Here is a 23,714-nt window from a genome sequence, read left to right on the forward strand (position 1 = left end):
AAGCATTCGCGACAGCCGATCTCCCCCTTGTGGGGAGATGCCCGGCAGGGCAGAGGGGGGCTGTCCCGCCGGCGTCTCAGGAGATCAGCAGCTTCAGTGCCTCAAATCCCGGAGCCATCCAGCTGCTGGGCGTCGTCGCCTTCCCAGGGCGAGGGCATGGAGGCGCGGGCGAGATTGGCCGAGGGCATGGGCATCCAGCATTTCAGCTCCGGCTCGGCATATTCGACGATGCGGCCGGGCGAGGAGTCCGACGCGCGCCAGCCCTCTTCGCCGAACTGGTCGCCATCCGACCAATAGGCGAGGTCGACTTCCGCCGGCCCCTGCTCGGACGGCCGGACCGTGACGAGGATCCTGCTGCCGTCCTTGGGCGCGCTTGACATGTGGCGCCAGCGGTCGGGCTCATCCATCGCTCATCCTCCTCGAGATCCATTGCCGTGCTTCGAGAGGGATAGTCGCCTCGCGTCCGGAAGCGGTCAACCCGGACTTTTCGCAAAACCCGTCATTGCGGTCGACCGCATTGTCGGATTCGATCGGCTCTATCCGTCCTTGGCGTGAATGCCGCAACAAAGGAGCGAGGCGATGGCGAGTGACAAGGTCGGGCCGGAACCGCACGGGGCGGACGCGGGGATGAAACTGTTCTTCAGCCGGAACCCCAATCCGCGCCTGGGAGTCGCGGTGGCCCGTCACCTCGGGGCGAAGGTCGCGTTCGAATTCGCGTCGCCCATGGCGCCGGGGCAGGCGGAGCGGTTCCGTCCGCTCAATCCCAATCTTTCCCTGCCCTTGCTGGCCTGGCCTGGTGGGAGCCTCTGGGAAGCGGACGCCATAGCCTGCCGGCTTTCGCGCGACATGGGTTCGGATTTCTGGCGCGCGGGCGATGACGAACCCGAGATGATCCGTTGGCTGAGCTGGGGCAAGGAGGAGTTCGTCAGGGCCTGCGACATCGTTCATTTCGAGCGCGGCACCAAGCAGCGCTACGGCATCGGTCCGATCGACGCGGAAAAGGTCGCGGAAGGACTGGAGCAGTTCCACAGGACCGCGCCGATCCTGGAGGCGGCACTTGGCCGGCGGCCATGGCTGGCAGGGACTTCGGTTTCCTATGCCGATTTCCGCATGGCGACGTTCCTGCCCTTCAACGACGCCGCCCGCTTGCCGCTCGGCGATTATCCCGAGATCGAGCGCTGGTATCGCCGGCTCGAGGAGATCGAGGCCTGGCGCGATCCGTTCCAGGGACTGGACGCGCCCGCATTGGCGCCGGTCCCCGGACTGTGATGCCCGCGTGAGACGACGGGGGAGCGGTCGACCAGGCTTCAGGGTTTGAATCGCGATTCCTCTTCAACTGGTTGTTTTCATGTGCATCCGAAACGATTGCGCGCTTGTCATGCAATCGTTCAGCCCGCCGGATGTTCACATCAGGCAGGCAGCATTCGCACAACTGTGCGCAACGCCCAACTGCCGGCCATCGGCGCTCGACGCGTTGCAATCGGGTTGATAAGTCCCTCTGCGAAGGAGCGGCTGAGTCTGACATGACCGTTGCGATCGAGATGGGACAGACGACCGCGGGCGCGCCGGCGGCGCTGGACCTTGAGGAACTGCTGGCGACCCGGCTTTTGGTGCAGGGCAATTCGGGCTCCGGCAAATCTCATTTGTTGCGCCGGCTGCTGGAGCAGAGCGCGCCCTGGGTGCAGCAGACCATCATCGACCCCGAAGGCGACTTCGTGTCGCTGGGCGAACGCTTCGGCCATCTGGTGATCGATGCCGAGGAGCATACCGAGCGCGGGTTGCAGAGCGCCGGCGAGCGGGCGCGCATCCACCGCGTCTCCACGGTGCTCAACCTCGAGGGGCTCGACGCCGAGAACCAGATGCGGCGCGCCGCCGCCTTCCTTGGCGGTCTGTTCGAGGTCGCGCGCGACCATTGGTATCCGATGCTGGTGGTGGTGGACGAGGCGCAGCTTTTCGCGCCGGCGGTGGCCGGCGAGGTTTCCGACGAAGCGAGAAAGCTTTCGCTCGGCGCCATGACCAATCTGATGTGCCGCGGGCGCAAGCGCGGGCTTGCCGGCATCATCGCCACGCAGCGCCTGGCCAAGCTTGCCAAGAACGTCGCGGCGGAGGCTTCCAATTTCCTCATGGGCCGCACCTTCCTCGACATCGACATGGCGCGCGCGGCCGACCTGCTTGGCATGGAGCGGCGGCAGGCGGAGGCTTTTCGCGACCTGGAGCGCGGGCATTTCATGGCGCTGGGCCCGGCGCTGTCGCGCCGTCCGCTCGGCCTGCGCATCGGCCCGACGGATACCAGCCCGCGCAACGGCACGCCGCGGCTGATGCCGTTGCCGGAAGCGGCGTTGGAGGATGCCCGCGCGATCATCCTGGCGGCGCCGCCGCCGGAGGCCGTGCGGACGCAGCGGCGGGTGACGTCGCCGGACCTGCTCGACCAGTTGATGGCGGCGAAGTCGGCGGCGCTGGAGATCCGCCCCGAACCGACCGAGCCGGCGCCCAGCGCGGCGGACCTGGCGGAGCGGCGTGAGCGGATGGACCGCATCCTGCGCGCCATCCTGGCCGAACCCGATGCGGGCTTCCGCGTCATCGGCGTGCTCTACCAGGAGTTCGTGGTGCGCTGCCGCATCGAGGGGCTGGCTTCGGTCGTGCCCGATCTGCAGGAGTTCCGCCGCATGCTGACGCGCGCCCGCGCCGGCGTCGGCTCCGATATGGCGCAGGGCGATGCATGGCGCGACGTCTCCGTGCGTGCCTCGCTGCTGCCCGAGGACATGCAGGGCGTGTTCATGATGATCGCCCGCGCGGCCAAGGAGGGCTGGCCCTGCCCGAGCGACGCCGCGATCGCCCGCGCCTATGGCTCGCACTCCATGCGCCGCGCCCGGCGCCTGCTCACCTATATCGAGGAGCAGGGCCTGATCGTGTGCCAGCTCGACGGCACCGGCCGGCGCACCGTGACGCTGGTTGAACTCGCCTGGGCGACAGCGCCGGGCGATCCCAATGCGGCGCCGGGCGAGCCCAATGCCGAGGAGACGGAGCAGGGCAGCCTGGCGCTGTGAACGATGCATGCGCGGCATGGTTGCGGTTTTCCACTGGAACATAACGAGAACATGTGATACTCTATCGCATCGGTGAGTCTTGCGCGGTATGGTCGAGGGCGATGGGAAAAATTTCACAGATTCGCGGGTCGAAATTGGCTGCCGTCTTGCGCTCGGCGGCCGATGCATTGGCAGCGGCGCGCGCGGAGCTGTCGAAGGCTCGCGTTCTGGCGCGCGCATGGTGCGAGACGATCGACGAATGCGATCGCGAAACCTATGCGGTTTCGCTGACCCGGCGCGCGCTGGAGGCCTTGTCGGCGGCGCTCGGCATTTCCCCGGCGATCTGCCCCTCGCTCGCCTTCGATACGGAGGCGCTGGACAAGCCGGCCTCCGCCCTTGCGCGCAGCATCGGGGAGACCGCCGCGCGGCTGCCGATCCTCGAAGCGCTGCATCTCGTCACCAGCCTCTATCCGGTCCTGCTTCCGGCCAGGGAGCGCGGTGAGCGCGGCGCCTTCTACACGCCGCCGGCCCTGGTCAACCGCCTGCTCGACCAGGCCGAGGAAGAGGGCCTCGACTGGCGCAGCGCCCGGGTTCTCGATCCCGCCGCCGGCGGTGGGACGTTTCTGTTTCATGCCGCGCACCGCATGATCGCGGCGCTCGGCGATTGCGAGCCCGCCTTCGCGCTCAGCCATGTCGGCACCAGGCTTGCCGGTTTCGAGATCGACCCTCTCGCGGCGCGGCTGGCGCAAGGCGCCCTGGAGATCGCGCTCGCCGATATCGCGACCAGGGCCGGGCGGGCCGCCCCCGCCATGGTGATGGCCTGCGACACGCTTGAAGCCGATCCGGAACCCGTCTTCGACCTCGTGGTCGGCAATCCGCCCTATGGGCGGGTCTCGCTGCCGTCGCGATTGCGCGAGCGCTATGCGCGCGGGCTCTACGGGCACGCCAATCTCTACGGCGTTTTCACCGACACCGCGCTGCGCTGGACCAAGCCTGGCGGCCTCATCGCCTTCCTGACGCCGACAAGCTTTCTCGGCGGCCAGTATTATTCGGCGCTGCGCAGCCTTCTGGCCAAGGAGGCGCCGCCCGTCGCGATCGACTTCGTGCATGCGCGGCGCGGCGTTTTCGAGGATGTGCTGCAGGAGACGCTGCTTGCCGTCTACGTCAACGGCGCGGAGCCGCGGCGCGCGCAGATCCACTACCTGACCGTCGCCTCCGAGACCGAGGCCGGGATTGCCCGCAACGGCACGATAGGCTTGCCATCCGACCGCGCCGCGCCCTGGCTTGCGCCGCGCACGCCGGAGCACAGCCGGCTCATCGCCCGGGCCGAGACCATGACGCATCGCCTTGCCGACTGGGGTTATGGGGTCTCGACCGGTCCGCTGGTCTGGAACCGCTTCAAGGGTCAATTGCGCGATCGCGCCGGCGGCAAGGGGGTGCATCCGTTGATCTGGGCCGAAGCCGTGACCGCCGACGGCCAGTTCGCCTATCGCGCGCGCAAGAAGAACCATGCTCCCTATTTCAAGCTGGAGGCCGGCGACGGCTGGCTGCTTGTCGAGGAACCCTGCATCCTCGTCCAGCGCACCACCGCCAAGGAACAGGCCCGGCGCCTGATCGCCGCCGAACTTCGCCAGGAATTCATCGATGCGCATGGCGGCGTCGTCGTCGAAAACCATCTCAACATGGTCCGCGCGACCGGCAGCGCGAAAGTGCCGGCGGCGGTCGTGGCGGCGCTTTTGAACAGCCGCGTCGTCGATGATCTTTTCCGCTGCATCAGCGGCAGCGTCGCCGTTTCCGCCTTCGAACTGGAAGCGCTGCCGCTGCCGCCGCCCAAGAGCACCAGCACGTTGGCGAAGCTTGTCGCAGCCGGTGCGACGCGCGAAAAAATCGAGGCGGAATGCAGCCGCCTCTACGGTGAGCCTGCATGACGGCACGGCCGCCCTATGCGACGCGCGATCTTGTCGCCGGGCGCCTGCCGCTGATCTTTCCGGAGGGCACGCCGAACCGCATCTATTGCATCCGCGAACTTGCCGCCAGCACCGTGTTTGCCGCTCTCTATATCGGCGCCGTCGAGGGTTCGGGGCGATTCCTGGGCCCCGTCCATGTCTATCGCATGACCCGCGAGCAGGCGGCGCTGGCGGACGATGCGGATCGCGATGCCTATGCCGCAACCGTCCTGCGCAAGAACGGCGCCGTCGCGGGATCGCGCTGGTACGCGGACAATACGCGCGAGCCCATCCGCGACGAGACGCTGCGCGACGGGCTGGTGGCGATCGGCGCGGTGCTGCGTCGCGAGGATCTGCCGACGACTTCGGGCCAGCCCCGCTATGCGCTGAGAGCGGCGTTTGCCGCCCTGTTCGACCCGGCGCTGGAAGGCGAGGCGCTGGAAACAGCCATCGCGGACTTCCAGGAAACGCATCTCAGCAAGGGCGCGCTGGCCCGCGTGACCATCATGCGCGCCGGCGCCGTCGCCAACACCGCCGGCATCCGCGTCACCTTTCCGAACGGCGACACGAGGCTTTTGGCGCCGGGACCGAGTTCGGTCATCGCGCAAGCCGTCATCGAGGTGTTCGCCAAACGGTTTCTCGCCGCCCCTGCCATGTTGTGGCTGAGCGAGAGCGGCAACAAGGTGGTCCTTCGCGACGACGCCGTCGCCAGTGCGATCGGCCTCAAGATCGAGGCCGACAGGAACCTGCCCGACATCATCCTCGCCGATCTCGGCCGCAAGGAGCCCTTGATCCTGTTCGTGGAAGTGGTGGCGACCGATGGCGCCATCACGGATCGCCGGCGCGATGCCCTCCATGCCGTCACGGACGCGGCCGGTTTCGACCGAAAGCAGATCGCGTTCCTGACCGCCTATCAGGACCGCCAGTCAGCCGGCTTCAAGAAGACCGTCGCGCAGCTTGCCTGGGGTTCGTTCGCCTGGTTCGTCTCCGAACCCGGCCAACTCCTCGTGCTTCATGACGGCGCGGCCGACGGGCGTCCATTCGGCAGCTTGCCTTGGACAGTGATGTAATAACGCTTTCCCCAGCGTCACTAGGACAGCCGGTCGATCCACGGATTATCCTGTTTTGCGCGCCCTTGGCGGCCTAGCCTGCTATGTTTAATGTTGGACTTATTGTATAGGAATAAGGTCTGGCGAATAGCACTTCGTTTGTTGGGAACGAGTAGCATTTCGTTTGATGGCGAGGGGAGCGCCAAACGATGAAGTTCAACTTCGATGGACCTCCAGTGGATGAGTCCGAGGCCGACATCCCGCTCGCCTGCCAGCGCCAATTGTTGCCTCTCGTGGGCGAAATCGTCGAGGCGGCGGTCGCGGCCGGCTGGGACAAGGATGATGTGCTTCTGGCTTTTGTGGAACTCGCGTGGGATCTTTACGAGAAAGGTCGCGGGGACCCGCAATAGACGGCCATGAACGACTGGCTCCACGCCGCGCCGTTGCGTGCCACTGATACCGAACAACGCTGTCGGAACACGGGGCCGACACAGCCGTGCATGTGAACTCTTCCTTCGTGACCGATGCGTTGCCGGCTTCCGCCCGGGCCGACGAATCCGTAAGCGAAGAACCGTCAAGGCTCTTCGCTATTGACGGTAGAAATGCTGCTGAACTTCCTTCGACGGTCAATTCTTCTTTCTTATCTCGAATAAAGAATTTTCTTTGCGCGTGGAAGTTCTTTCCAATCCGAGGTGTGTGCGTTACGTTGATTCCGGGTTAGGGGAAGGGGATACCAAGCGGCGGTGAGCCGGCTGAGGCGACACGTATGAAACATGCGGGCGGGGCTCGGGAAAGCGGCGCTTCCCGGGGTGTCGATCAAGAGCGGACAGCTCGATACGTCCTGGATATCATTCCGGAAAGTGCTGGTCCCAGAAGAGCCACTGCGCGCGGCAGCGTCATCTATTCCGTCCGCAGCCCTGGATCGCAGAAATTCCTGGCCAGGGAGCATTCGACGGGGATCGTGCTGAGGCCGGCACGCAAACTGAGAGCCTCGCTCGGCAGCGACAGGACCACGCAGTACGATGCGCCGGTCGGCTGTCTCGTCATCAACCCAGCGGGCGTCGACAGCAGGCTGGCCTGGTCGCAGACCAGGGAGAACGCCGTCGTTTCCATCTCTCCCGAAGCGCTGTCCGAGTTGGCGGCCCATGAACTCGACCTCCCGGGCGTGGAGCTCGAGCCGCCCGCGTTCGGCACGGTTGACCTGAGGGCGCTCAACATAGCGCAAATGATCACTGCCGAACTGACCGGCAGGCTGCCGCCCAACGAGCTTTACCTGGACTCGCTGCTGACAGTGTTCGGGGTTCATCTGCTGCGCACCTACACGGGCCGCAACAGGCAGGCCGTGTCGTCCAAAGGCGGGCTCTCGGCCGTTGGCGCCCGACGCGTGCGAGAGTATCTCGACCAGAACTTCGTGCGAAAAGTCATGGTCGCCGAGCTCGCATCGGTCGCGGGGGTGTCACCAAATCATTTTATCGCAAGGTTCGCCAGGACGTTCGGCATGCCGCCGCATCGGTATCTGATCAACCTGCGCCTGGACCTCGCGGAAAAGCTGCTGGCCGGCGGCGAGTTTCCGATCGCCGAAATCGCCTACCTCGCCGGATTCTCGGATCAGAGTCATCTGGCCGCGACCATGAAGAAATACAGGGGAAGAACGCCGGGCGAGGCCGGGAATGCTTCGCTCAAGACCTGAAGGCCCGACTATGGCAAAGTAGCAACACCTGCTGGCCGACCATCCAGGACCGGAATTTCCTACAAGGCTTCCGGAGTTTTTCAAAATACATCCGTCACCACCTGTGCCCCAAGCTTTGCTGGAGTCATTGGAATGCCATTCAGTTCGTGCATTGTTTGCCATCCGGCCGGATCGATCACATGCGGGGCTGGCGATGCGGGCCCGCTTCGATCAATCACGAATTGTTTTTCAGGGGAACGGGGAGGGAGGCCTCAGGTTGAAGTTCATCTGGGAAATATCGGGAGGCCGAAAAATGCCGGGCGATGATGGTCCCCCCGGATCGGTTTCCGGAGCCACTTCGGCCCGGCAGCCGCTGCTCAACGTGAAGGGCGGGCTTTCCGTCCGCAGCGCGCGCAAGGTGCAGGAGTTCCTGAACGAGAACTTCTCGCGCAAGCTGGCGCTTGCCGAAATGGCAGAGGTTTGCGGGTTTTCCTCCTATCACTTCGTGCGCGCCTTCTCGAAGACGTTCGGCATGCCGCCGCATCAGTATGTCCTCGATCTCCGACTGGACTTCGCGGAAAAACTGCTTGCCGACAGCCGCATGACCATCGCCGACATCGCCCATGTCAGCGGTTTTTCGAGCCAGAGCCATTTCACTACGATGATGAAGAAATACCGGCAGATGACGCCGATGCAGGCGCGGGTGGCCAAGTTTAAGGCCAAGGTTAGATGAAGTCGCGCCCTCGGCATTATTTGATTACTTGGTTTTAAAGCAGTTGCTAAGGTAACGAGCCGTTAACCTCCGCCTATATGCTCGGATCTTTTCTCACAACACAGCAATTTCGTGAAATACCGCGAGCGGGAATCATGTCTTTCTGCTGCCGAGCGGAATTGTCACATTTCGTGCCGGCCAGCGGAGAGGGAACCATGACCGACAATCAGATTTCGGGCGGCCACATTTCGAGCGGCTCTTTTGTTCAGCGTCGTGCGGCGCATTTCGCCACTCACTGGATCGCAAATGCCGATCCTCGCTCCCGTTCGACCCGGCGCCGCCTGATGGCGGTGCTGCGTCTGGCTCATAGCGTGCTCGGCATGCGGCGCAAGCGCCTGGGGCTGGGGACGCTGGGCGTCGGCGGGGCGTCAGCGGCGGCCGCGATGCTGGGCGCCTTCGCGATCGGCATGGCTGCGACGCCGGCCCAGGCGCAATATCAGGCCGGTGGCGGGTCCGCGACCACTCCCGAAGCCGTGGCGATCGGAAATGGCTCAACCGCCACCAATGTCTGGGCAATAGCGCTCGGCTTCCAGGCCAACTCGGCGGCGCAATACTCGGTCGCCATTGGTCGGACCGCGTCGGCCACCGGCACCGGCGGCGCGGTGGCGATCGGCTCCGGCACGATCTCGAACAACGTCAATACGGTGGCGCTCGGCGTCGACGCTCAGGCCATCGCCGCCGGCTCCAGTGCTCTTGGCACCTTCTCCGTTGCTTCTGGAGGCAACTCCACCGCCGTCGGCGTCAGCTCCTTAGCCAGCGGCGGCACGTCATTCGCTGGAGGCTGGGGGTCCCGAGCAACCGGGGGGCGCGCCATTGCGCTCGGGAGTCAAGCAGTTTCGTCGGGGCTGGACACCATTGCCCAGGGTACCAACGCCACTGCAAACAGCCAGAATGCCATCGCTGTCGGCTTCCAGTCGACCGCAACCGCGATAAACGCCGTCTATCTCGGATCGCTCACCGCCGCCGGAACGGGGGCGCTGGCCCAGAGCGCAATCGCCATCGGCACGGATGTGACGGCGTCTCAGGTTGATGCCACCGCGATCGGACGCTCAAGCAAGGCAACGGGAACGGCCGCCATCGCGATGGGCGCCACAGCCGTTGCTTCGAGCAATCTGACCGTCGCGATAGGCAACGGAGCGACCTCCTCGGCGACGGGCGGCGTATCCATGGGGTCTCTCGCAAAAGCCACAGCCATCAATGCCGTCGCCTTAGGCGCTGGCGCGGCCGCGAGCCAGGCAAACACCCTGGCTTTAGGCGAGTCCACCACTGCCAGCGGTGTGAACAGCACAGCGATCGGCGGTGGCGCGGTCTCCAGCGGGATTCAGGCGGTCTCTTTGGGCATCAACGCGAACGGAGGAGCCGAGAACGCAATTGCGATCGGAACGGTGGCCCAGGCCACCGGCACCAATTCGTTCGCCGGGGCATACCAAGCCGCCGCGAGCGGAAACCAGTCCGTGGCGCTAGGCGATACGGCGGCGGCTTCGGCCGCCCAGTCCGTTGCCATCGGCGTAGGCTCCGTTGCGTCGGGGACCAGTGGTTCGACGGCGCTCGGCGGCGGCGCAAGCGCTAGCGCAACCAACAGCCTGGCGGTTGGCGTCTTCTCCGTGGCTTCCGGCGAGACCTCGACGGCTGTCGGTGGGGGCGCGAACGCCACTGCCAGCGGCGCTGCGGCAGTTGGCGCAAATGCCAATGCCACCGGCGTCAACTCGTTCGCCGCGGGTTTCCAGGCCAATGCGTCAGCGGATAACGCCATTGCTGTCGGCCCGGCTGCCACCGCCGATTCCGCCGGAGCGGTCGCGATGGGCACCAATGCGGTGGCGACCGGCGGCAAGGCCGTCTCCATCGGGTCCGGCAACACCGCCTATGGCGACGGCGCGGTTTCCATCGGCGATCCGAGCTATGCCAGCGGCACCGGCGCCTTCACCGGCGGCGCCAACAACATCGCAAACAGCGACGGCACGGCGACCGCCACCGCGGCCAATATGGCCAACGGCGCCGTCGCCATCGGCAACAGCAACAAGGCGATCGGGCAGGGCTCGGTGGCGCTCGGCAACGGTTCCACGGCGGGCGCGGCCGGCCTCGCCGGCAATGTCGCGCTGGGCGACGGCGCGACGGCGGCGGCAAGCTCCGGCGACGTGGCGCTCGGCTCCGGCTCGGTGACCGCCACGGCGGTCGGCACGGCGAGCGGGGTGGTCAACGGCACCACCTATGCCTTCCAGGGCACCAACCCGCTCTCGACCGTCAGCATCGGCGCGCCCGGCGCCGAACGCACGCTCACCAACCTGGCGGCGGGGCGGATCAGTGCGCTCTCGACCGATGCCATCAATGGTTCGCAGCTCTTCGCCACCAACCAGGCGGTCGACGCCATCGGCGTCACGCTCAACAACATCAATGTCGGCGGCGGCATCAAATATTTCCACGCCAACTCGATCCTGGCGGATTCGCAGGCTCTTGGAGCCGATTCCGTCGCCGTCGGTCCCAATGCGGTGGCCAACAATGCCGGCGACGTGGCGATCGGCCTGAATTCGGCGTCGGGCGCGACGACCGCAGTCGGCGGCACGACGATCGGCGGCGTCAACTACACCTTCGCCGGCGGCACTCCAGCCGGCGCCTTCTCGGTCGGCTCGGCGGGCGCCGAGCGCCAGATCCAGAATGTCGCGGCCGGACAGTTGAACGGCGGTTCGACCGATGCCGTCAACGGCTCGCAGCTCTTCGCCACCAACCAGCAGGTGACGCAGAACACGACCGATATCGCCAATATCGGCACTGGCGTGACCGATCTCGGCAACACGATCAACAACATCGCCGGCGACACCTCGACCGCCTATACCGACGCCAACGGCATCGGCATCCGCTACGCCCGCACCAACGAAGCCGGCCTGGCGCAGACCGATTCCTTCGCACAGGGCGTCGGCTCCACGGCTGTCGGCTACCAGGCGACCGCAACCGGGGACAGCGCGCTGTCGCTTGGCCGCGGCACCCTGGCCAGCACCGACGGCAGCGTGGCGCTCGGTTCGGGTTCGGTCTCCGATCGCCCGATCGCTCCGGTTACCGGGCAACTGCCCGCCGGCCCATCCAACTTCATCGAGTACAACACCACCGACAAGACGCTGCTCGGCGCCGTGTCGGTCGGCAACGCTACATCCTACCGGCAGATCACCAACGTGGCCGACGGCACGCAGGATCACGACGCGGTGACGGTGCGCCAGCTCGCCGGCGCCATCGCCGCCGTATCGGCGACCTCGACCAAGTATTTCCATGCCAATTCGGTGGCGGCCGACTCGCTGGCGGTCGGCGCGGAATCGGTCGCGGTCGGTCCGACCACGGTCGTCAACGGCGATAACGGCATCGGCATCGGCAACGGCGCCGTCGTCGACCAGACAGCGCCCGGCGGAACGGCCATCGGCCAGAACGCGCATGTGATGCTGGCCGACGGCCTGGCGTTCGGCACCAATTCGCTCGCTTCCGGCATCCAGTCGGTGGCGCTCGGCGCCGGCGCCCAAAGCACCTTCATCAACAGCGTGGCGCTGGGCGCGCAGTCCATCACCTCGGTCGGCGCGCAGGCCGGCTACACGGCTTTTGCGCTGACCGCCCCGCAGACCTCGGTGGGCGAGGTGTCGATCGGCGGTGCCGGGGCCGAGCGCAAGCTCACCAATGTCGCGGCCGGCTCGGCCGACACCGACGGCGTCAACGTCTCGCAGTTGCGCGGCCTGGAGCAGAATGTCAGCAGCCTGTTCGGCGGCACCACCGTCCTCAATCCCGACGGCTCGGTCACCGGCCCGACCTACACCATCCAGGGCAACAATTACTCGACCGTCTATGACGGCCTCACGGCCGTCGACAACGCGCTGACCACCATCAACAATGGCGGCGGCATCAAGTACTTCCACGCCAATTCGACACTGGCCGACAGCATCGCCGGCGGCACCGACGCCGTGGCGATCGGACCTGAAAGCGTGGCCAGCGGCACCGACAGCCTGGCCGCCGGCCATGGCTCGACGGCCACCGGGCAGGGCGCGGTCGCGCTCGGCCAGGGCGCGCAGGCCAACAACGCCAACGACGTGGCGCTCGGCTCCGGCTCGGTGACGCAGACCGCCGTCGGCACGTCGAGCACCGTCATCAACGGCAAGACCTACGCTTTTGCCGGCACGACGCCGATCGGAACGGTCAGCGTCGGCGATGCTGGCGCGGAGAGGACGATCACCAATGTCGCTGCCGGACGGGTCGCAGCCGACAGCACCGACGCGATCAACGGTTCGCAGCTCTTCGCCTCCAACCAGGCGATCGAGGACCTGCAAACCGGCGTCGGAAATCTCAACCAGACCGCGGTGACCTACGACACCAATCCGGACGGCAGCAAGAAGAACAGCATCACGCTGCAAGGCGGAGACGTCAACGCGCCGGTCGTCATCTCCAATGTCGGCCCCGGTGTCGCCGGCACCGACGCGGTCAATGTCAACCAGCTGACCAAGGGCCTGGACACCGCCATCAGCACATCCAACACCTATACCGACAAGGTGGCCGCCACGACCCTGCAACAGGCCAACGACTATACCGACCAGAAACTCGGCCAACTGAATTCGGACATCAGCGGCATCCGCGACGAAGCCCGGCAAGCGGCGGCAATCGGCCTTGCGGCTGCCTCGCTGCGCTATGACGACCGGCCCGGCAAGCTGAGCGTGGCGGTCGGCGGCGGCTTCTGGCGGGATGCGAGCGCCTTCGCCTTCGGCGCCGGCTACACCAGCGAGGACGGTCGTATCCGCGGCAATGTCTCGGGCACGGCGGCGGGCGGAAATGTCGGTGTCGGCGCCGGCCTGAGCCTCACGTTGAACTGAGGCGGGAATGAACGGGGCAACCAGCCATCATGCCCGGCTCTTCCTCCTGACCTGCCTGGCGGCTGCCGGCGGCCTCTCCCTGGCCGCCGGGTCGGCCGCCGCGCAAGCGACCGCGCCCTACAGGATCAAGCCGTCCGACGTGGCGGTGCCGCCGGAGGTGAAGCTGGGCGACTACCAGCGCACCATCCGCCCCTTCGAGAACTGGACGCTGATCTGCGACGAGAACCTCAAGGCGCGCAAGAAGGTCTGCAACGTTTCGCAGGTGATCGAGGACGGGGCCGGCAAGATGGCCTTCAGCTGGTCGCTCGCCGCCACGCAGGACGGCAAGCCCTACATGATCCTGCGCACCGCGCCGAACGCGAAGAGCGACGGCCTGGTGTCGGTGAAGTTCGACGGGCGCGACCCGATCGGCGTTCGCTTGAATGGCTGCAACGAAATGGTCTGTGTCGGAATGCTGCCGGTGGGACCTATCATGCGCCAGCAGATCGTGCAGAAAGCGACGCCGGCGATCTCCTACCCGACCGTCGACGGCCAGACGATTACCGTGACCGCAACGCTCAAGGGACTGTCCGAGGCCCTTGCGCCAATCAAATAACCGAGGCAGCACCGTGAGCCAGCAAGACCCGTTCATCTCCCCAGCGCGCGGCCCGAGCGTGGAGCCGGATCGCAAGAGGATCGTCGAGCCCGATCGCAAGAGGGTCGCCGAGCCGCAGCGACGGTGGCCGCGCGTTCTTGGCTTCTCCCTGCTGGGGCTGGCCATGATCGGCATCGGCTTCGCCGCGGCGAACTATGCCGCGATCGCCGGGCTCGTCGGCACCCCGACGGCCCCGCAGGCCGGCACGGCGCCGCCCGCATTGCCGGACTCGCCTTTCCTCGAACATGTCAAACAGGCCGGCGTGCAGGCCTGCTCGACGATCTTTCCGGTGCTCGGACAGGTCCTGACGACGGGCGCGAAATACAGCGTCAAATCCTTGTGGAACGACCAGGCCGCCGACAAGCACGCCGTGCAGGCCCTCGTCGGCATGGATTATGCAACGGAAAAATACAGCGGACCGGCCGCCGGCGTGGTTTTCGCATCGCCTACCGCCTCGGGTTGCGAAGGCGCGATGGTGCGGGTGGCGCCGTTCGCCAGCGCTTGCTCCGACATTCCCTCCATCCTTCCGCAAGGCAGCAAGATCACCGATCATCTCGGCCAGGTGGAAGTGTACGAGCTCGGCGGCAATTCGGGTGAAGCGCTTCTGCTGCCGACCGGCAACAGCTGCGTGGTGATCTCGATCGCGTCGGCGTCGAAGTGAGCTACGGGATAGGCGAATGGGCGAGGGCTCCTGGAAAGGATTGCAGACCATGAAATCGCGACGTCTGGCAGTTTTGTGCATGGCCCTGCTGTGGAGCGGGCAGGTTGTGTCGGCCGACCTTGTGGCGCCGCCGGAGCCGGAGCCGAAGGAGGAAAAGGGCATCTGGGGGGCGATCGCCTATTCCAGCGTCGATACCAAGCACGGCTTCTTCTGGGGCGCCGACAAGCGCCAGGAGGCGAAGGATGCCGCGATGAAATATTGCGAGAACGCCGGCGGCAAGGGCTGCACTGTTGTCACCGTATTCCGCAACCACCGCCATTGGACAGACGACGACGAGACGGGCTTTCCCTACAAGCACTGCGGCGCCCTGGCCGTGGCTAAGGAGAAGCAGAGCGACCGGCTGACGCCGTGGGGCGCGAACTCGGCCGAGACCCGCAAGGACGCGGAAGACCTCGCTTTGCATGCCTGCGAGGCGGCGGGAACCGAATGCAAGATCCGCGAGTGGGTCTGTACCTGAAGCGCGCCGGCCGAAACGGATTCGGGCGAGGCGCTTTGGAATTGCTTTTGCACCCTGCGTGAGGCAGATGACGGTGGCCCTCGGGTCCCGAAGATCGCACCGGTTTTCGGGGCCATGCGCGTAAAAACCCGAAAGAGAAAGTCGCAATCGTTGTTTGACAGATTTGTTCTTCTGAAGGCGGCCGCACTCTGCGCGGCGGCCTTGGCCGCATCGAGTGCCTCTGCGCAACAGCAGCAGGCGGCCACGCTTCCAAACGGCGCGTCGTCGCTCCAGGAGACCTATCAGGACTGGAGCCTGGCCTGCACCATCCAGGACAATGCACGGTCCTGCTCGGTTTCGCAGGACCAGACGCAGAAGAACGGCCAGAGGCTGCTGGCGGTGGAGTTGCGCACGGGGCCGAAGGGTGGATTGAGCGGAACCCTGCTTCTGCCTTTCGGCATCCTGTTCGATCCAGGCGTGACGATCCAGATCGACGACCAGCCGCCCCTCGGCCAATTGCGGTTCCGCACCTGCCTGCCGAACGGATGCGTGGCGCAGTTTCCGATCGACCGGGCGCTGGCGCAGAAGCTGAAAGCGGGCGGCGTATTGACGCTCAACGTCATCACAGACGCCGAGACCAAGCTCAACTTTCCCGTCTCCCTGAAAGGCCTCGGCGCCGCCCTCGACCGCGTCGCGGCGCTGAGCGGGCGCTGAGGAGGGACGAAGTCGGCTTTACTCCAGCTCGCGCGGCCTCTGGGCCGGAGCGCCGGAGCCCCACAAGGCGCGCCCGAGCAAGTTTCGTCTGCCCTTGCGCGGCACAAGATCGATGTCGCTGACAAGCTTTGCGCCGCCCTCGCGCCGCTCCAGTGTGATCTTGCGGCTATGGAAGGCTTCCAGCTCGGCGCGATGCGCGACGCTTATGATCGTCACCTTCGGCAATTCATGGATGACGGTCTCCATCATCTTGTCCTGGCTCTTCTCATCGAGGGCCGATGTCGCTTCGTCCAGCACGACGATATCGGGATGGTGTAAGAGCAGGCGCGCGAAAGCGAGCCGTTGCTTTTCGCCACCGGACAGGGTCTGGTCCCAGGGCGCGTCCTCCTCGATCCGGCCGGTGAGGTAATCGAGCCCTACCTTTTCCAGGGCGGCGTTGATCTTCTCCAGCGTCCAATTGTCGGCGGCGGCCGGATAGGCGACCGCGCGGCGCAGCGTCCCGGAGGGGATGTAGGGACGTTGCGGCAACATGAACAGCCGCCTGCCGGGGTGGAAGTCGACGCTGCCGCCACCCCACGGCCACAGACCCGCGACGGCCCGCACCAGCGTGCTTTTGCCGGAACCGGATTCGCCGGCCACCAGCACCCGCTCGCCAGGCTCGATCTCGACCTCGGTTTCCTTGACCACGCCGGTGCCGTCGTCGAGCGACACCGAGAGATTGTCCAGGCTGAGCATCGCGCCGTCTTCGGTTTCGCCGTGCCTGATCCGTCCCAGCGCATCGCTGCGTTCAGCGCGCTCCAGCCCGTCGAGCGACATCATCAGCGAGGCGATACGCCGTGCCGAGGCGTTCCAGTCGGCGAGGCGGGGATAGTTGTCGACCAGCCATCCGAACGCGCCCTGCACGATGGCGAAGGCGGAGGCGGCCTGCATGACCTGTCCGAGGCTCATGCTGCCTTCGAGAAATTTTGGCGCGCAAAGCAAGACCGGCACGACCGGCGCAAACAGGCTCGACCCCTGCGATACCAGGGCTGTGCGCATGTGCTGGCCTGTCAGCAGCGCCCATTGCCGGAGCACCGTGCCGAACGTCTTGTCGATGCCGCTGCGCTCCTCCTCCTCGCCGCCGAGCAAGGCGATGCTCTCGCCGTTTTCGCGCACGCGCGTCAGCGTGTAGCGGAAATCGGCTTCCGCCTGGTTCTTCTGCTCGGAGAGCCGCACGAAATGGCGGCCGATGACGACCATCGAGGTGGAGGTGATGGCGGCGTAGATCACCGCGGTCACCACGAGGAAGCCGGGGATGGTGATGCTCCAACTTCCGACCGGCAAAGTCAGCGCCCCACCGATCGTCCACAGCACCACGATGAAGGTGGAGGCCGACAGAAACGCGTTGAGGACACCGGAAATGAAATCGACGGGCGACTCCGTCGCAATCCGCAAATCCTCCGCTATGCGGGCTTCAGGGTTCGTGTGGTCGCCGCTCACGAGGTTCAGCTGATAATAGCGGCCGCTTGCCAGCCAGCGCGCGATGATCGCGGTGGTCGACCAGGAACGCCAGCGGCGCTGGATCGTCATGCGAAGGTAGACTTGCGCAACGACAAGGCTTGCGCTTCCAACCACGAGCGGCGGGAATACGGCACTGAGCACATAGACGGTGTGGGCGTCGCGCTGCTCGATGGCGTCGAAGATCGAGCGGTTCCAGATGTTGATCCCGTACTGGAAGCCGACATTGATGCATATCAGCATCAACAGCCCGATTGTGAACGGCCAGGCCAGCTTGTCGCCGCGCGTGCTCCAATAGCCGCGCGCGCTGATCCAGAAGCGCCTCAGCAGGTATCGCTTGCGCGCCTCCTCGGCCTCCTGCGGCGTCAGCTCCGGACCGGGTTCGATGGCCCCGGGCGGCGGCGCAGGTTCGCCCACGACCTCGGATGCAACTTCGACAGTCGAGGCCTTCTCCTGGTGCGACTTCTCTGCCTTGCGCCGCCTGGCGCCGTCGACCGATTTCGGCATGAGTTCAGCCTCGGATGTAACGGCGACAACGGCCTAAAAATCAAAAGGTTTCACGAGGCCCGCTCCAGATGGCGCCAAGGCTCTCCCGTGCTCCCCTGCTCGATCCGCGACGCCGCCCGCGGCCGCTCGACAATTCGCCCACTGGCCGCCCCGTTTCGTGACTGTCTCCTCACGGCCGGAGCGAGGCCATGTGCTTGGAACCAATTGATGGGCGAGACTGTTTAGCCATGACTTCGATGCGATGCCGACGTCCCGGCCCGGCCGGTAGGCGGCAATCTTGAGGAGCGCTTCGTCATGATGATTTCGTCCAGGTTTCGTTCAGTCGCGATTGCCGTCATCACCGCCGCGGGCGTTGGCTTTGCCAGTGCCGCGCACGCCGACAGCGGAACGATCCGCTTCTCCGTCTACAAGGCGGCCTTCTTCATCGGTGGCTCCGGAGGCGAGGGCACGCTGACCTTCCATGGCCGCCGGTATCCGATCTCGGTCGGCGGCATCTCGGGCGGCCTCGCCTTCGGTGCCTCCAAGACCTATTTCCGGGGCACCGTGCGCCATATCAAGCGCGCGCGGGACGTGACCGGGGTGTACGGCGCAGCGGGCGGCGGCGGCGCGCTCGGCAAAGGCGCCCAGGTGATCGTCATGACGAACGACAAGGGCGCCCAGCTCGAGCTCACGGGCAGGCAGGTAGGGCTGCAAGTCAACGCCGATCTCAGCGGCATGAGCATCACGGTGAAGTGAGGGCGGTCACTGCGTTGGTGTTTCGAGGGATGGGCCGGCGGCCCCTTCCTACCGCTCCTCCACGATCCGCAGATAGGCCGCGGTCACGAACAGGACGATCAGGCCGAACAGGATCCTTCTTGCCCCCTCCGGCATCTGCAAAATCGTCAGCAGCGTCGTCAGCACGGTCAGGATCAAGGCACCGATGATAGTGCCGGTATAGCCGCCGCGGCCGCCGAAAATGGACGTGCCGCCGATGACGGCGGCGGCCACCGAGGGCAGCACCAGCGGTTCGGCAAGGGACAGGGAAGGGGCCTTGATCAGGCCGATATAGAGCAGGCCGGTGATGCCGGCGAGCAGGCTGGAGAGAACGTAGAGCGCCGTGATGACCTGCCAGTAGCGCACGCCGGAGAGGCGGGTCGCGCGCTCATTGTCGCCGACGGCGTAGAGCAGGCGGCCGAAGCCGGTGCGGTTCAAGCCGAAGACGATCAGCACCGCGACGGGGATGAACAGAAGCAGCGCGTTGGGAAACCCCGCGGTCACGCCGGTGCCGAGCCAGGCGAGGAAATCAGGGATCTTGGCGCCCGAGGCGATCACCGTGCGTTGATAGACCTGCAGGAAGCCGGTGCCGATCAGGCTGGTGCCCAGCGTCATGATCAGCGGATGGACGCGGAAGACGCCGACGCCGATGCCGTTGACGAGGCCGATCAGCACCGCCGGCATCATCGCTAGGAGGAAGGCCACGGCCGAGTCCTGGTTGACGGCTTGGGTAGCCATGATGAAGGCGCTCATCGTCGCCACCGTGCCGACCGAGAGATCAATGCCGCCGGTCAGCATGGTCATGGTCTGGCAGCCGGCGAGGATCGCCAGGGGAATGGCGAATTTGATGGTGTTGGCGATCCAGCGCTCGTTGACGATGCCGGGGCGCAGGATCTGCAAAATCACAACCAGGATGACCAGCAGGATGATCAGCGGGATCAGCGGCCGGTCGGCCATGAAGCGTTTGACGCGGCGGCCGAAGGGGACGGGTGTGATCGCGGTGGTGCTCATGGAGTTTGCCCGATGCTCTGGGAAGGTTGTGCTCTACGGCGCCCCCTTCTGGCCTGCCGGCCATCTCCCCCACGAGGGGGGAGATTGGCTGTTGTCGCGGCTTTCGCCAATCTCCGACGTTGCGGGAAAGCGCGGGGCGCCAAAGCTTTTGATCTCCCCCCTTGAGGGGGAGATGTCCGGCAGGACAGAGGGGGGCGCCGTAGAGCGCTACGCGCCAAGTCATTCCCCCTCACGACTGCCGCCCTCGCATCGTAATGAACGCCCCGAACATCACCACGGCGACCATGATCAGGCCCTCGATGATGGCGGTGACGTTGGGGTCGATGGCAAGCAGGGTGAGGTCGGTGCGCACCAGGCGCAGCACGAAGACGGCGACGATGGGGCCGAGCAGGCCGCCCTTGCCGCCGCCCAGCGCCACGCCGCCCAGCACCACGGCCGCGACGCTGGCGAGCAGATAGGGGCCGGGGATGGGGGCGCCGATGCCGGTGCTCATGGTCAGCGCCAGGCCGCCCATGGCCGCGAACAGGCCCGACAGCGCATAGGCGATGATGCGGGTGCGCTTGACCGGCACGCCGCTGCGGAACGCCGCCAGCTCGCTCGAGCCGATGGCGTAGATGGACAGGCCGAGGCGCGAGCGCCTCAGCGGTATCCAGACGATGCAGAGACAGATGATCAGCACCAGCAGCGCCTTCGGCAGCCAGGCGTCGATGTTCTGCGGCAGGCCCGGTATCGGCACGGTGCCTGAAATCATCGCCTTCAGCCATTCGGCGGCGGCCCCGCCCGGCGCGCCGAGCACCAGAAGGGCCGCCCCTTGCAGGACGAACAGCATGGCGAGCGTCACCACGATGTCGGGGACGCGCGTGACCACAATGAGCAGGCCGTTGAGCGCGCCAAGCACAAAACCCATGGCCAGCACGAAAGGCACCACGAACAGCGCGTATTCTTCCGAGGCGCCGGCCATCATCGAGGCGGCGGTGACGCTGGTCAGGGCCATCATGGCGGCGACCGACAGGTCGATGCCGCCGGCGATGACGACGACGGTCTGCGCGGCCACGGCGAAGGCGTAGGGCAAGACGGCGCGCGCCAGCGAGCCGAAATCGCCGCTGCCGTAGCCGGGCTGGATCAGCTTGGTGACGACGAACAGCACGATGAGGAGGGCGAACAGGCCGGCGACCCAGCCCTGACGGCGCAAGAGATGGCTCATGGCGTCGCCTCCGGTGCATCCGGGGCATTTGCTGTCGGGTCCGCCAAGATGCCGACATCGGCCTTGACGCCGCGCGGCAGGCCGTAGGCGGCGCGCATCAGTGCCGGCTCGTCCGCCTCCTCGACCGGGAAGATATCGACGACGCGGCCGCCGAAGATGACGATGACGCGATCGCAGACGCGCTGCACCTCTTCGAGTTCCGAGGTGTAGAACAGCACCGACTTGCCGTGGCCGGCGAGCTCGCGCAGCAATTTATAGATCTCCTGCTTGGTGCCGACATCGATGCCGCGCGTCGGGTCGAAGCACAGGATGGTGCGGGCGTCCGCCGCGATCCAGCGGGCGATGGTCACCTTCTGCTGGTTGCCGCCGGACAGGCGCTGCACCTCGCCTTGCGCTCGGGTGTCGATCTGGAGGCGCGCGATGGCGCTCGCCACCGTGGCGCGCTCCTTGCGCATGGCGATCGGCCCCCAGTTGCGCAAGGCGGCGCTGAAGGGCAGCGCGATGTTCTCGCGCACCGAGCGCTGCATGGCGAGGGCCTCGGAGCGGTCGCCCGGCACATAGGCGATGCCGGCGCGGATGGCGTCGATCGGATGCGTGAATTTCGCCGGCTTTCCGTCGACCTCGATGGTGCCGCCGGACGGTTTGATCGAGCCGGCAAGGGCGGCGAACAATTCATCCTGTCCCTGGCCTTCGAGCGCGACGACGCCGACGACCTCGCCATCGGCGAGATCGAAGGAGACGTCGTTGAGCTTGGTGCCGACGCGCAGGTTGCGCACGGTGAGACGCGGGCGGGCAGGGGTCGACGTGGCGGCCTGGCCGGCGGCGCGGGCGGCCACCTTGGTTTTTTCGATGCGGGCGCCGAGCATCAGTTCGACGATCTTTTCCTCCACGCCGGGCTCGATGTCGAGAACGCCGACGGTCGCGCCGTCGCGCAGCACGGTGGCGCGGTCGCAGAGCGCCGAGATCTCGACGAAGCGGTGCGAGATGAAGATCACGGCACGGCCGCTGTCGCCCTGGCGGCGCACGACTTCCAGCACTTTTTCAGCGAGGTTGGCGGGGAGCGCCGCGGTCATCTCGTCGAGCAGCAGCACGTCGGGTTCGACGGCGAGCGCCCGCGCCAGGTCGAGCACGCGCAGTACCGCCAGCGGAATGTCGCGCGCGGTGTCGCGCAGGTCGAGGTCTGATATGCCGAGTTCGCGCACCCAGGCGCGGAACGGCTCGACAGGCGTGCCGGTCAGCCGCAGATTGGACAGTATGTCGAGATCGGGGATCAACGACGGTTCCTGGTAGACGGGCAGAAGGCCAGCGCGACGCGCGGCGGCGGGCGAGCGTATATCGCGCGCCTCGCCACGGATCAGGACGCGCCCGGCCGAGGCAGGAACCGCGCCGGTCAGGATCTTCACCAGCGTCGACTTGCCGGCGCCATTGGCGCCCATCAGGGCATGCACCTCGCCCGGCAGCACCGACAGCGACGCGTCGCGCAGCGCGGCAACCGCGCCGTAATTCTTGGCGACGCCGGAGGCGTCGAGGAGGGGGCTGGTGGTCAAATTGCTGTCCGTATCAGAAACTCAATTGCTGGCGCTCTACGGCGCCCCCTCTGTCCTGCCGGACATCTCCCCCACAAGGGGAGATTGGCAGTTCCGATGCCGGCCTTCCCTTCTCCCCTTGTGGGAGAAGGTGGCCTCGCGAAGCGAGGTCGGATGAGGGGTGCTCCAGGGAGCACTAACGTTTCACTCCGCTGGAACACCCCTCATCCGTCTCGGCGCCAGGGCGCCGATCCACCTTCCCCCACAAGGGGGGAAGGAAGAAGCACACCCCGGCTCGTCAATCCTGTTTTACTCGCCCGGGCCCTTACAAGCCACGATCTGGTCCTTGGTATAGGTCGTCCAGTCCGGGATCGAGATCGAGACCGGCCATTCCGGGCTGAGCGACGGATCGGCGGCGGCTTTCAGCTTGGCCTTGCCTTCCTCGGTGGCGTTTTCCCAGAGCTGCGGCTCGACCAGAACGGTCTGCTGCGCCGGCTTCTTGCCGTCGAGGATCTGGAGCGCGAGCGTCACGCCGGCGCCGCCGATCGAGCCGGGATTGGTCACGGCTGCCCCGACCAGGTCCTTGACCGAATTCAGCTGGCCGACGAAACCGGCATTGTCGGCGCCGACGACCGGCACCATCGGCGCCTGCGATTCCACCAGCGCGTCGACGATGACGTTGTCGATGCCCGAGGTCCACACGCCGTTGAAGGGCGTGCCGGTGGCGAGGAAGGACAGCATCTGCTGCTTGGCCTGGTCCTGCTGCCAGCCGGTGAACACTTCCTGCGCGACCTTCACGTCGGGGAATTCGGCCAGCGCCTTCTTGAAGCCCTTGTCGCGGTCGCTGTCGGCCGAGGCGCCGGCGGCGCCGCGCATGTAAAACACCTCACCCTTGCCGCCCATCTGCTGGAACAGCCATTTGGCGCCGAGATAGGCATATTGTTCCTGGTTGTTGGAGATGATGTAGGCCGACGGTTCGGTGACCGCCTGGTCGACGGCGACGACAACGATGCCGGCCTTGGTGGCTTCCTCCAGCCCCGCCTTGATGCCGGCGGGATCAGCCGGATTGACGACGATGGCGTCGACCTTGGCGCTGATCAGGTTGCGGATATCCTCGAGCTGCCCGGCGGCGTCGGTGTTGCGGTGGGCGATGTTGAGCTTGGTCACTTCGCCGGAGGCCAGCGCCTGCGCCTTCATGGCGCAGACCATCTCCTCGCGCCAGCCATTGCCCTGCACGGTATTGGAGATGCCGATCGTGTATTTGCCCTCGGCGGACGAGACGCCCATCGAGGCCAGCAAGGCAGCGCCGGCAAGGAGTGGAACAATGGGCAGCGGCGCCATGGTCAGGTATTTCTTCATTTCAGATTTCCTCCACTTTGATTTTAATTTCAATTCCAAGTCGTTACACCGCGCC

The 23,714-nt window shown here is 66.1% G+C and carries 18 protein-coding genes and 1 pseudogene; 13 read left to right on the forward strand and 6 right to left on the reverse strand.

Going from position 1 to position 23,714, the window contains the following annotated elements; translation table 11 throughout:
- Nucleotides 1–101 precede the first annotated feature (101 nt).
- Entirely contained in the window at nt 102–407 is a 306-nt protein-coding gene (locus LB566_RS10395; RefSeq protein WP_140500102.1) for a hypothetical protein, read from the reverse strand.
- Between the two features lie 220 nt (nt 408–627).
- Here LB566_RS10395 and LB566_RS10400 point away from each other — a divergent pair, with 220 nt between their 5' ends.
- The 12 genes and pseudogenes from LB566_RS10400 to LB566_RS10455 all read left to right on the forward strand — a co-directional run bounded on the left by LB566_RS10400 (nt 628) and on the right by LB566_RS10455 (nt 15,802).
- Nucleotides 628–1,269 (forward strand): glutathione S-transferase family protein, encoded by a 642-nt coding sequence (locus LB566_RS10400; RefSeq protein ID WP_224624481.1) that lies wholly within the window; start codon nt 628–630, stop codon nt 1,267–1,269.
- Between the two features lie 254 nt (nt 1,270–1,523).
- A complete protein-coding gene (locus LB566_RS10405; protein ID WP_224624350.1) occupies nt 1,524–3,047 on the forward strand; it encodes an ATP-binding protein in 1,524 nt (507 codons plus the stop codon).
- A gap of 134 nt (nt 3,048–3,181) precedes the next feature.
- Nucleotides 3,182–4,954, forward strand: a complete 1,773-nt coding sequence (locus tag LB566_RS10410; RefSeq protein ID WP_224624351.1) for a class I SAM-dependent DNA methyltransferase — start codon at nt 3,182–3,184, stop codon at nt 4,952–4,954.
- On the forward strand, nt 4,951–6,042 hold the full coding sequence (locus LB566_RS10415) for a BsuBI/PstI family type II restriction endonuclease (RefSeq protein WP_224624352.1): 1,092 nt from the start codon (nt 4,951–4,953) through the stop codon (nt 6,040–6,042). Before LB566_RS10410 ends, LB566_RS10415 begins: the two co-directional genes overlap by 4 nt.
- Nucleotides 6,043–6,230: 188 nt before the next feature.
- Nucleotides 6,231–6,431: a hypothetical protein gene (locus LB566_RS10420; RefSeq protein ID WP_140500096.1), complete on the forward strand. Its 201-nt coding sequence runs from the start codon at nt 6,231–6,233 to the stop codon at nt 6,429–6,431.
- Between the two features lie 551 nt (nt 6,432–6,982).
- Complete coding sequence (locus tag LB566_RS10425) at nt 6,983–7,711, forward strand: helix-turn-helix transcriptional regulator (RefSeq protein ID WP_224624353.1); 729 nt, start codon at nt 6,983–6,985, stop codon at nt 7,709–7,711.
- 127 nt (nt 7,712–7,838) lie between these two features.
- A complete protein-coding gene (locus LB566_RS10430) occupies nt 7,839–8,423 on the forward strand; it encodes a helix-turn-helix transcriptional regulator (RefSeq protein ID WP_224624354.1) in 585 nt (194 codons plus the stop codon).
- A gap of 299 nt (nt 8,424–8,722) precedes the next feature.
- Nucleotides 8,723–13,297: pseudogene (locus LB566_RS10435) on the forward strand (YadA-like family protein); the annotation flags it as partial.
- Between the two features lie 7 nt (nt 13,298–13,304).
- Nucleotides 13,305–13,892, forward strand: coding sequence for an invasion associated locus B family protein (locus LB566_RS10440; protein ID WP_224624356.1), 588 nt, complete (start codon nt 13,305–13,307; stop codon nt 13,890–13,892).
- A 13-nt stretch (nt 13,893–13,905) separates the two neighbouring features.
- On the forward strand, nt 13,906–14,592 hold the full coding sequence (locus LB566_RS10445) for a hypothetical protein (protein WP_224624357.1): 687 nt from the start codon (nt 13,906–13,908) through the stop codon (nt 14,590–14,592).
- A gap of 49 nt (nt 14,593–14,641) precedes the next feature.
- On the forward strand, nt 14,642–15,109 hold the full coding sequence (locus LB566_RS10450; protein ID WP_224624358.1) for a DUF4189 domain-containing protein: 468 nt from the start codon (nt 14,642–14,644) through the stop codon (nt 15,107–15,109).
- A 150-nt stretch (nt 15,110–15,259) separates the two neighbouring features.
- Nucleotides 15,260–15,802: an invasion associated locus B family protein gene (locus LB566_RS10455; RefSeq protein WP_224624359.1), complete on the forward strand. Its 543-nt coding sequence runs from the start codon at nt 15,260–15,262 to the stop codon at nt 15,800–15,802.
- Nucleotides 15,803–15,820: 18 nt separating this feature from the next.
- Here LB566_RS10455 and LB566_RS10460 read toward each other — a convergent pair whose 3' ends face one another.
- Nucleotides 15,821–17,806, reverse strand: a complete 1,986-nt coding sequence (locus LB566_RS10460; protein ID WP_224624360.1) for an ABC transporter ATP-binding protein/permease — start codon at nt 17,804–17,806, stop codon at nt 15,821–15,823.
- 294 nt (nt 17,807–18,100) lie between these two features.
- Between LB566_RS10460 and LB566_RS10465 the strand changes: the two genes are divergently transcribed.
- Nucleotides 18,101–18,541 (forward strand): hypothetical protein, encoded by a 441-nt coding sequence (locus tag LB566_RS10465; protein ID WP_224624361.1) that lies wholly within the window; start codon nt 18,101–18,103, stop codon nt 18,539–18,541.
- A gap of 48 nt (nt 18,542–18,589) precedes the next feature.
- On the opposite strand, the gene LB566_RS10470 is transcribed toward LB566_RS10465, so the two are convergent.
- From LB566_RS10470 to LB566_RS10485, 4 genes are all read right to left on the reverse strand, one after another.
- Nucleotides 18,590–19,570 (reverse strand): ABC transporter permease, encoded by a 981-nt coding sequence (locus LB566_RS10470; protein WP_224624362.1) that lies wholly within the window; start codon nt 19,568–19,570, stop codon nt 18,590–18,592.
- A 229-nt stretch (nt 19,571–19,799) separates the two neighbouring features.
- Nucleotides 19,800–20,774 carry an ABC transporter permease gene (locus LB566_RS10475; RefSeq protein WP_224624363.1) on the reverse strand — a complete coding sequence of 325 codons (975 nt, stop codon included), beginning with the start codon at nt 20,772–20,774 and terminating at the stop codon, nt 19,800–19,802.
- Nucleotides 20,771–22,321, reverse strand: coding sequence for a sugar ABC transporter ATP-binding protein (locus LB566_RS10480; RefSeq protein WP_224624364.1), 1,551 nt, complete (start codon nt 22,319–22,321; stop codon nt 20,771–20,773). Before LB566_RS10480 ends, LB566_RS10475 begins: the two co-directional genes overlap by 4 nt.
- A gap of 288 nt (nt 22,322–22,609) precedes the next feature.
- Nucleotides 22,610–23,659: an ABC transporter substrate-binding protein gene (locus LB566_RS10485; RefSeq protein WP_140552242.1), complete on the reverse strand. Its 1,050-nt coding sequence runs from the start codon at nt 23,657–23,659 to the stop codon at nt 22,610–22,612.
- Between the last annotated feature and the right edge of the window lie 55 nt (nt 23,660–23,714).

Origin of the sequence: Mesorhizobium sp. CA13, from assembly GCF_020165235.1 — a bacterium.
Taxonomy (GTDB): domain Bacteria; phylum Pseudomonadota; class Alphaproteobacteria; order Rhizobiales; family Rhizobiaceae; genus Mesorhizobium.

Coding starts and splice junctions, on each gene's coding strand:
- LB566_RS10395 (WP_140500102.1), bottom strand. CDS start 407: ATGGATGAGCCCGACCGCTGGCGCCACATGTCAAGCGCGCCCAAGGAC.
- LB566_RS10400 (WP_224624481.1), top strand. CDS start 628: ATGAAACTGTTCTTCAGCCGGAACCCCAATCCGCGCCTGGGAGTCGCG.
- LB566_RS10405 (WP_224624350.1), top strand. CDS start 1,524: ATGACCGTTGCGATCGAGATGGGACAGACGACCGCGGGCGCGCCGGCG.
- LB566_RS10415 (WP_224624352.1), top strand. CDS start 4,951: ATGACGGCACGGCCGCCCTATGCGACGCGCGATCTTGTCGCCGGGCGC.
- LB566_RS10420 (WP_140500096.1), top strand. CDS start 6,231: ATGAAGTTCAACTTCGATGGACCTCCAGTGGATGAGTCCGAGGCCGAC.
- LB566_RS10440 (WP_224624356.1), top strand. CDS start 13,305: ATGAACGGGGCAACCAGCCATCATGCCCGGCTCTTCCTCCTGACCTGC.
- LB566_RS10450 (WP_224624358.1), top strand. CDS start 14,642: ATGAAATCGCGACGTCTGGCAGTTTTGTGCATGGCCCTGCTGTGGAGC.
- LB566_RS10460 (WP_224624360.1), bottom strand. CDS start 17,806: ATGCCGAAATCGGTCGACGGCGCCAGGCGGCGCAAGGCAGAGAAGTCG.
- LB566_RS10465 (WP_224624361.1), top strand. CDS start 18,101: ATGATGATTTCGTCCAGGTTTCGTTCAGTCGCGATTGCCGTCATCACC.
- LB566_RS10470 (WP_224624362.1), bottom strand. CDS start 19,570: ATGAGCACCACCGCGATCACACCCGTCCCCTTCGGCCGCCGCGTCAAA.
- LB566_RS10475 (WP_224624363.1), bottom strand. CDS start 20,774: ATGAGCCATCTCTTGCGCCGTCAGGGCTGGGTCGCCGGCCTGTTCGCC.
- LB566_RS10485 (WP_140552242.1), bottom strand. CDS start 23,659: ATGAAGAAATACCTGACCATGGCGCCGCTGCCCATTGTTCCACTCCTT.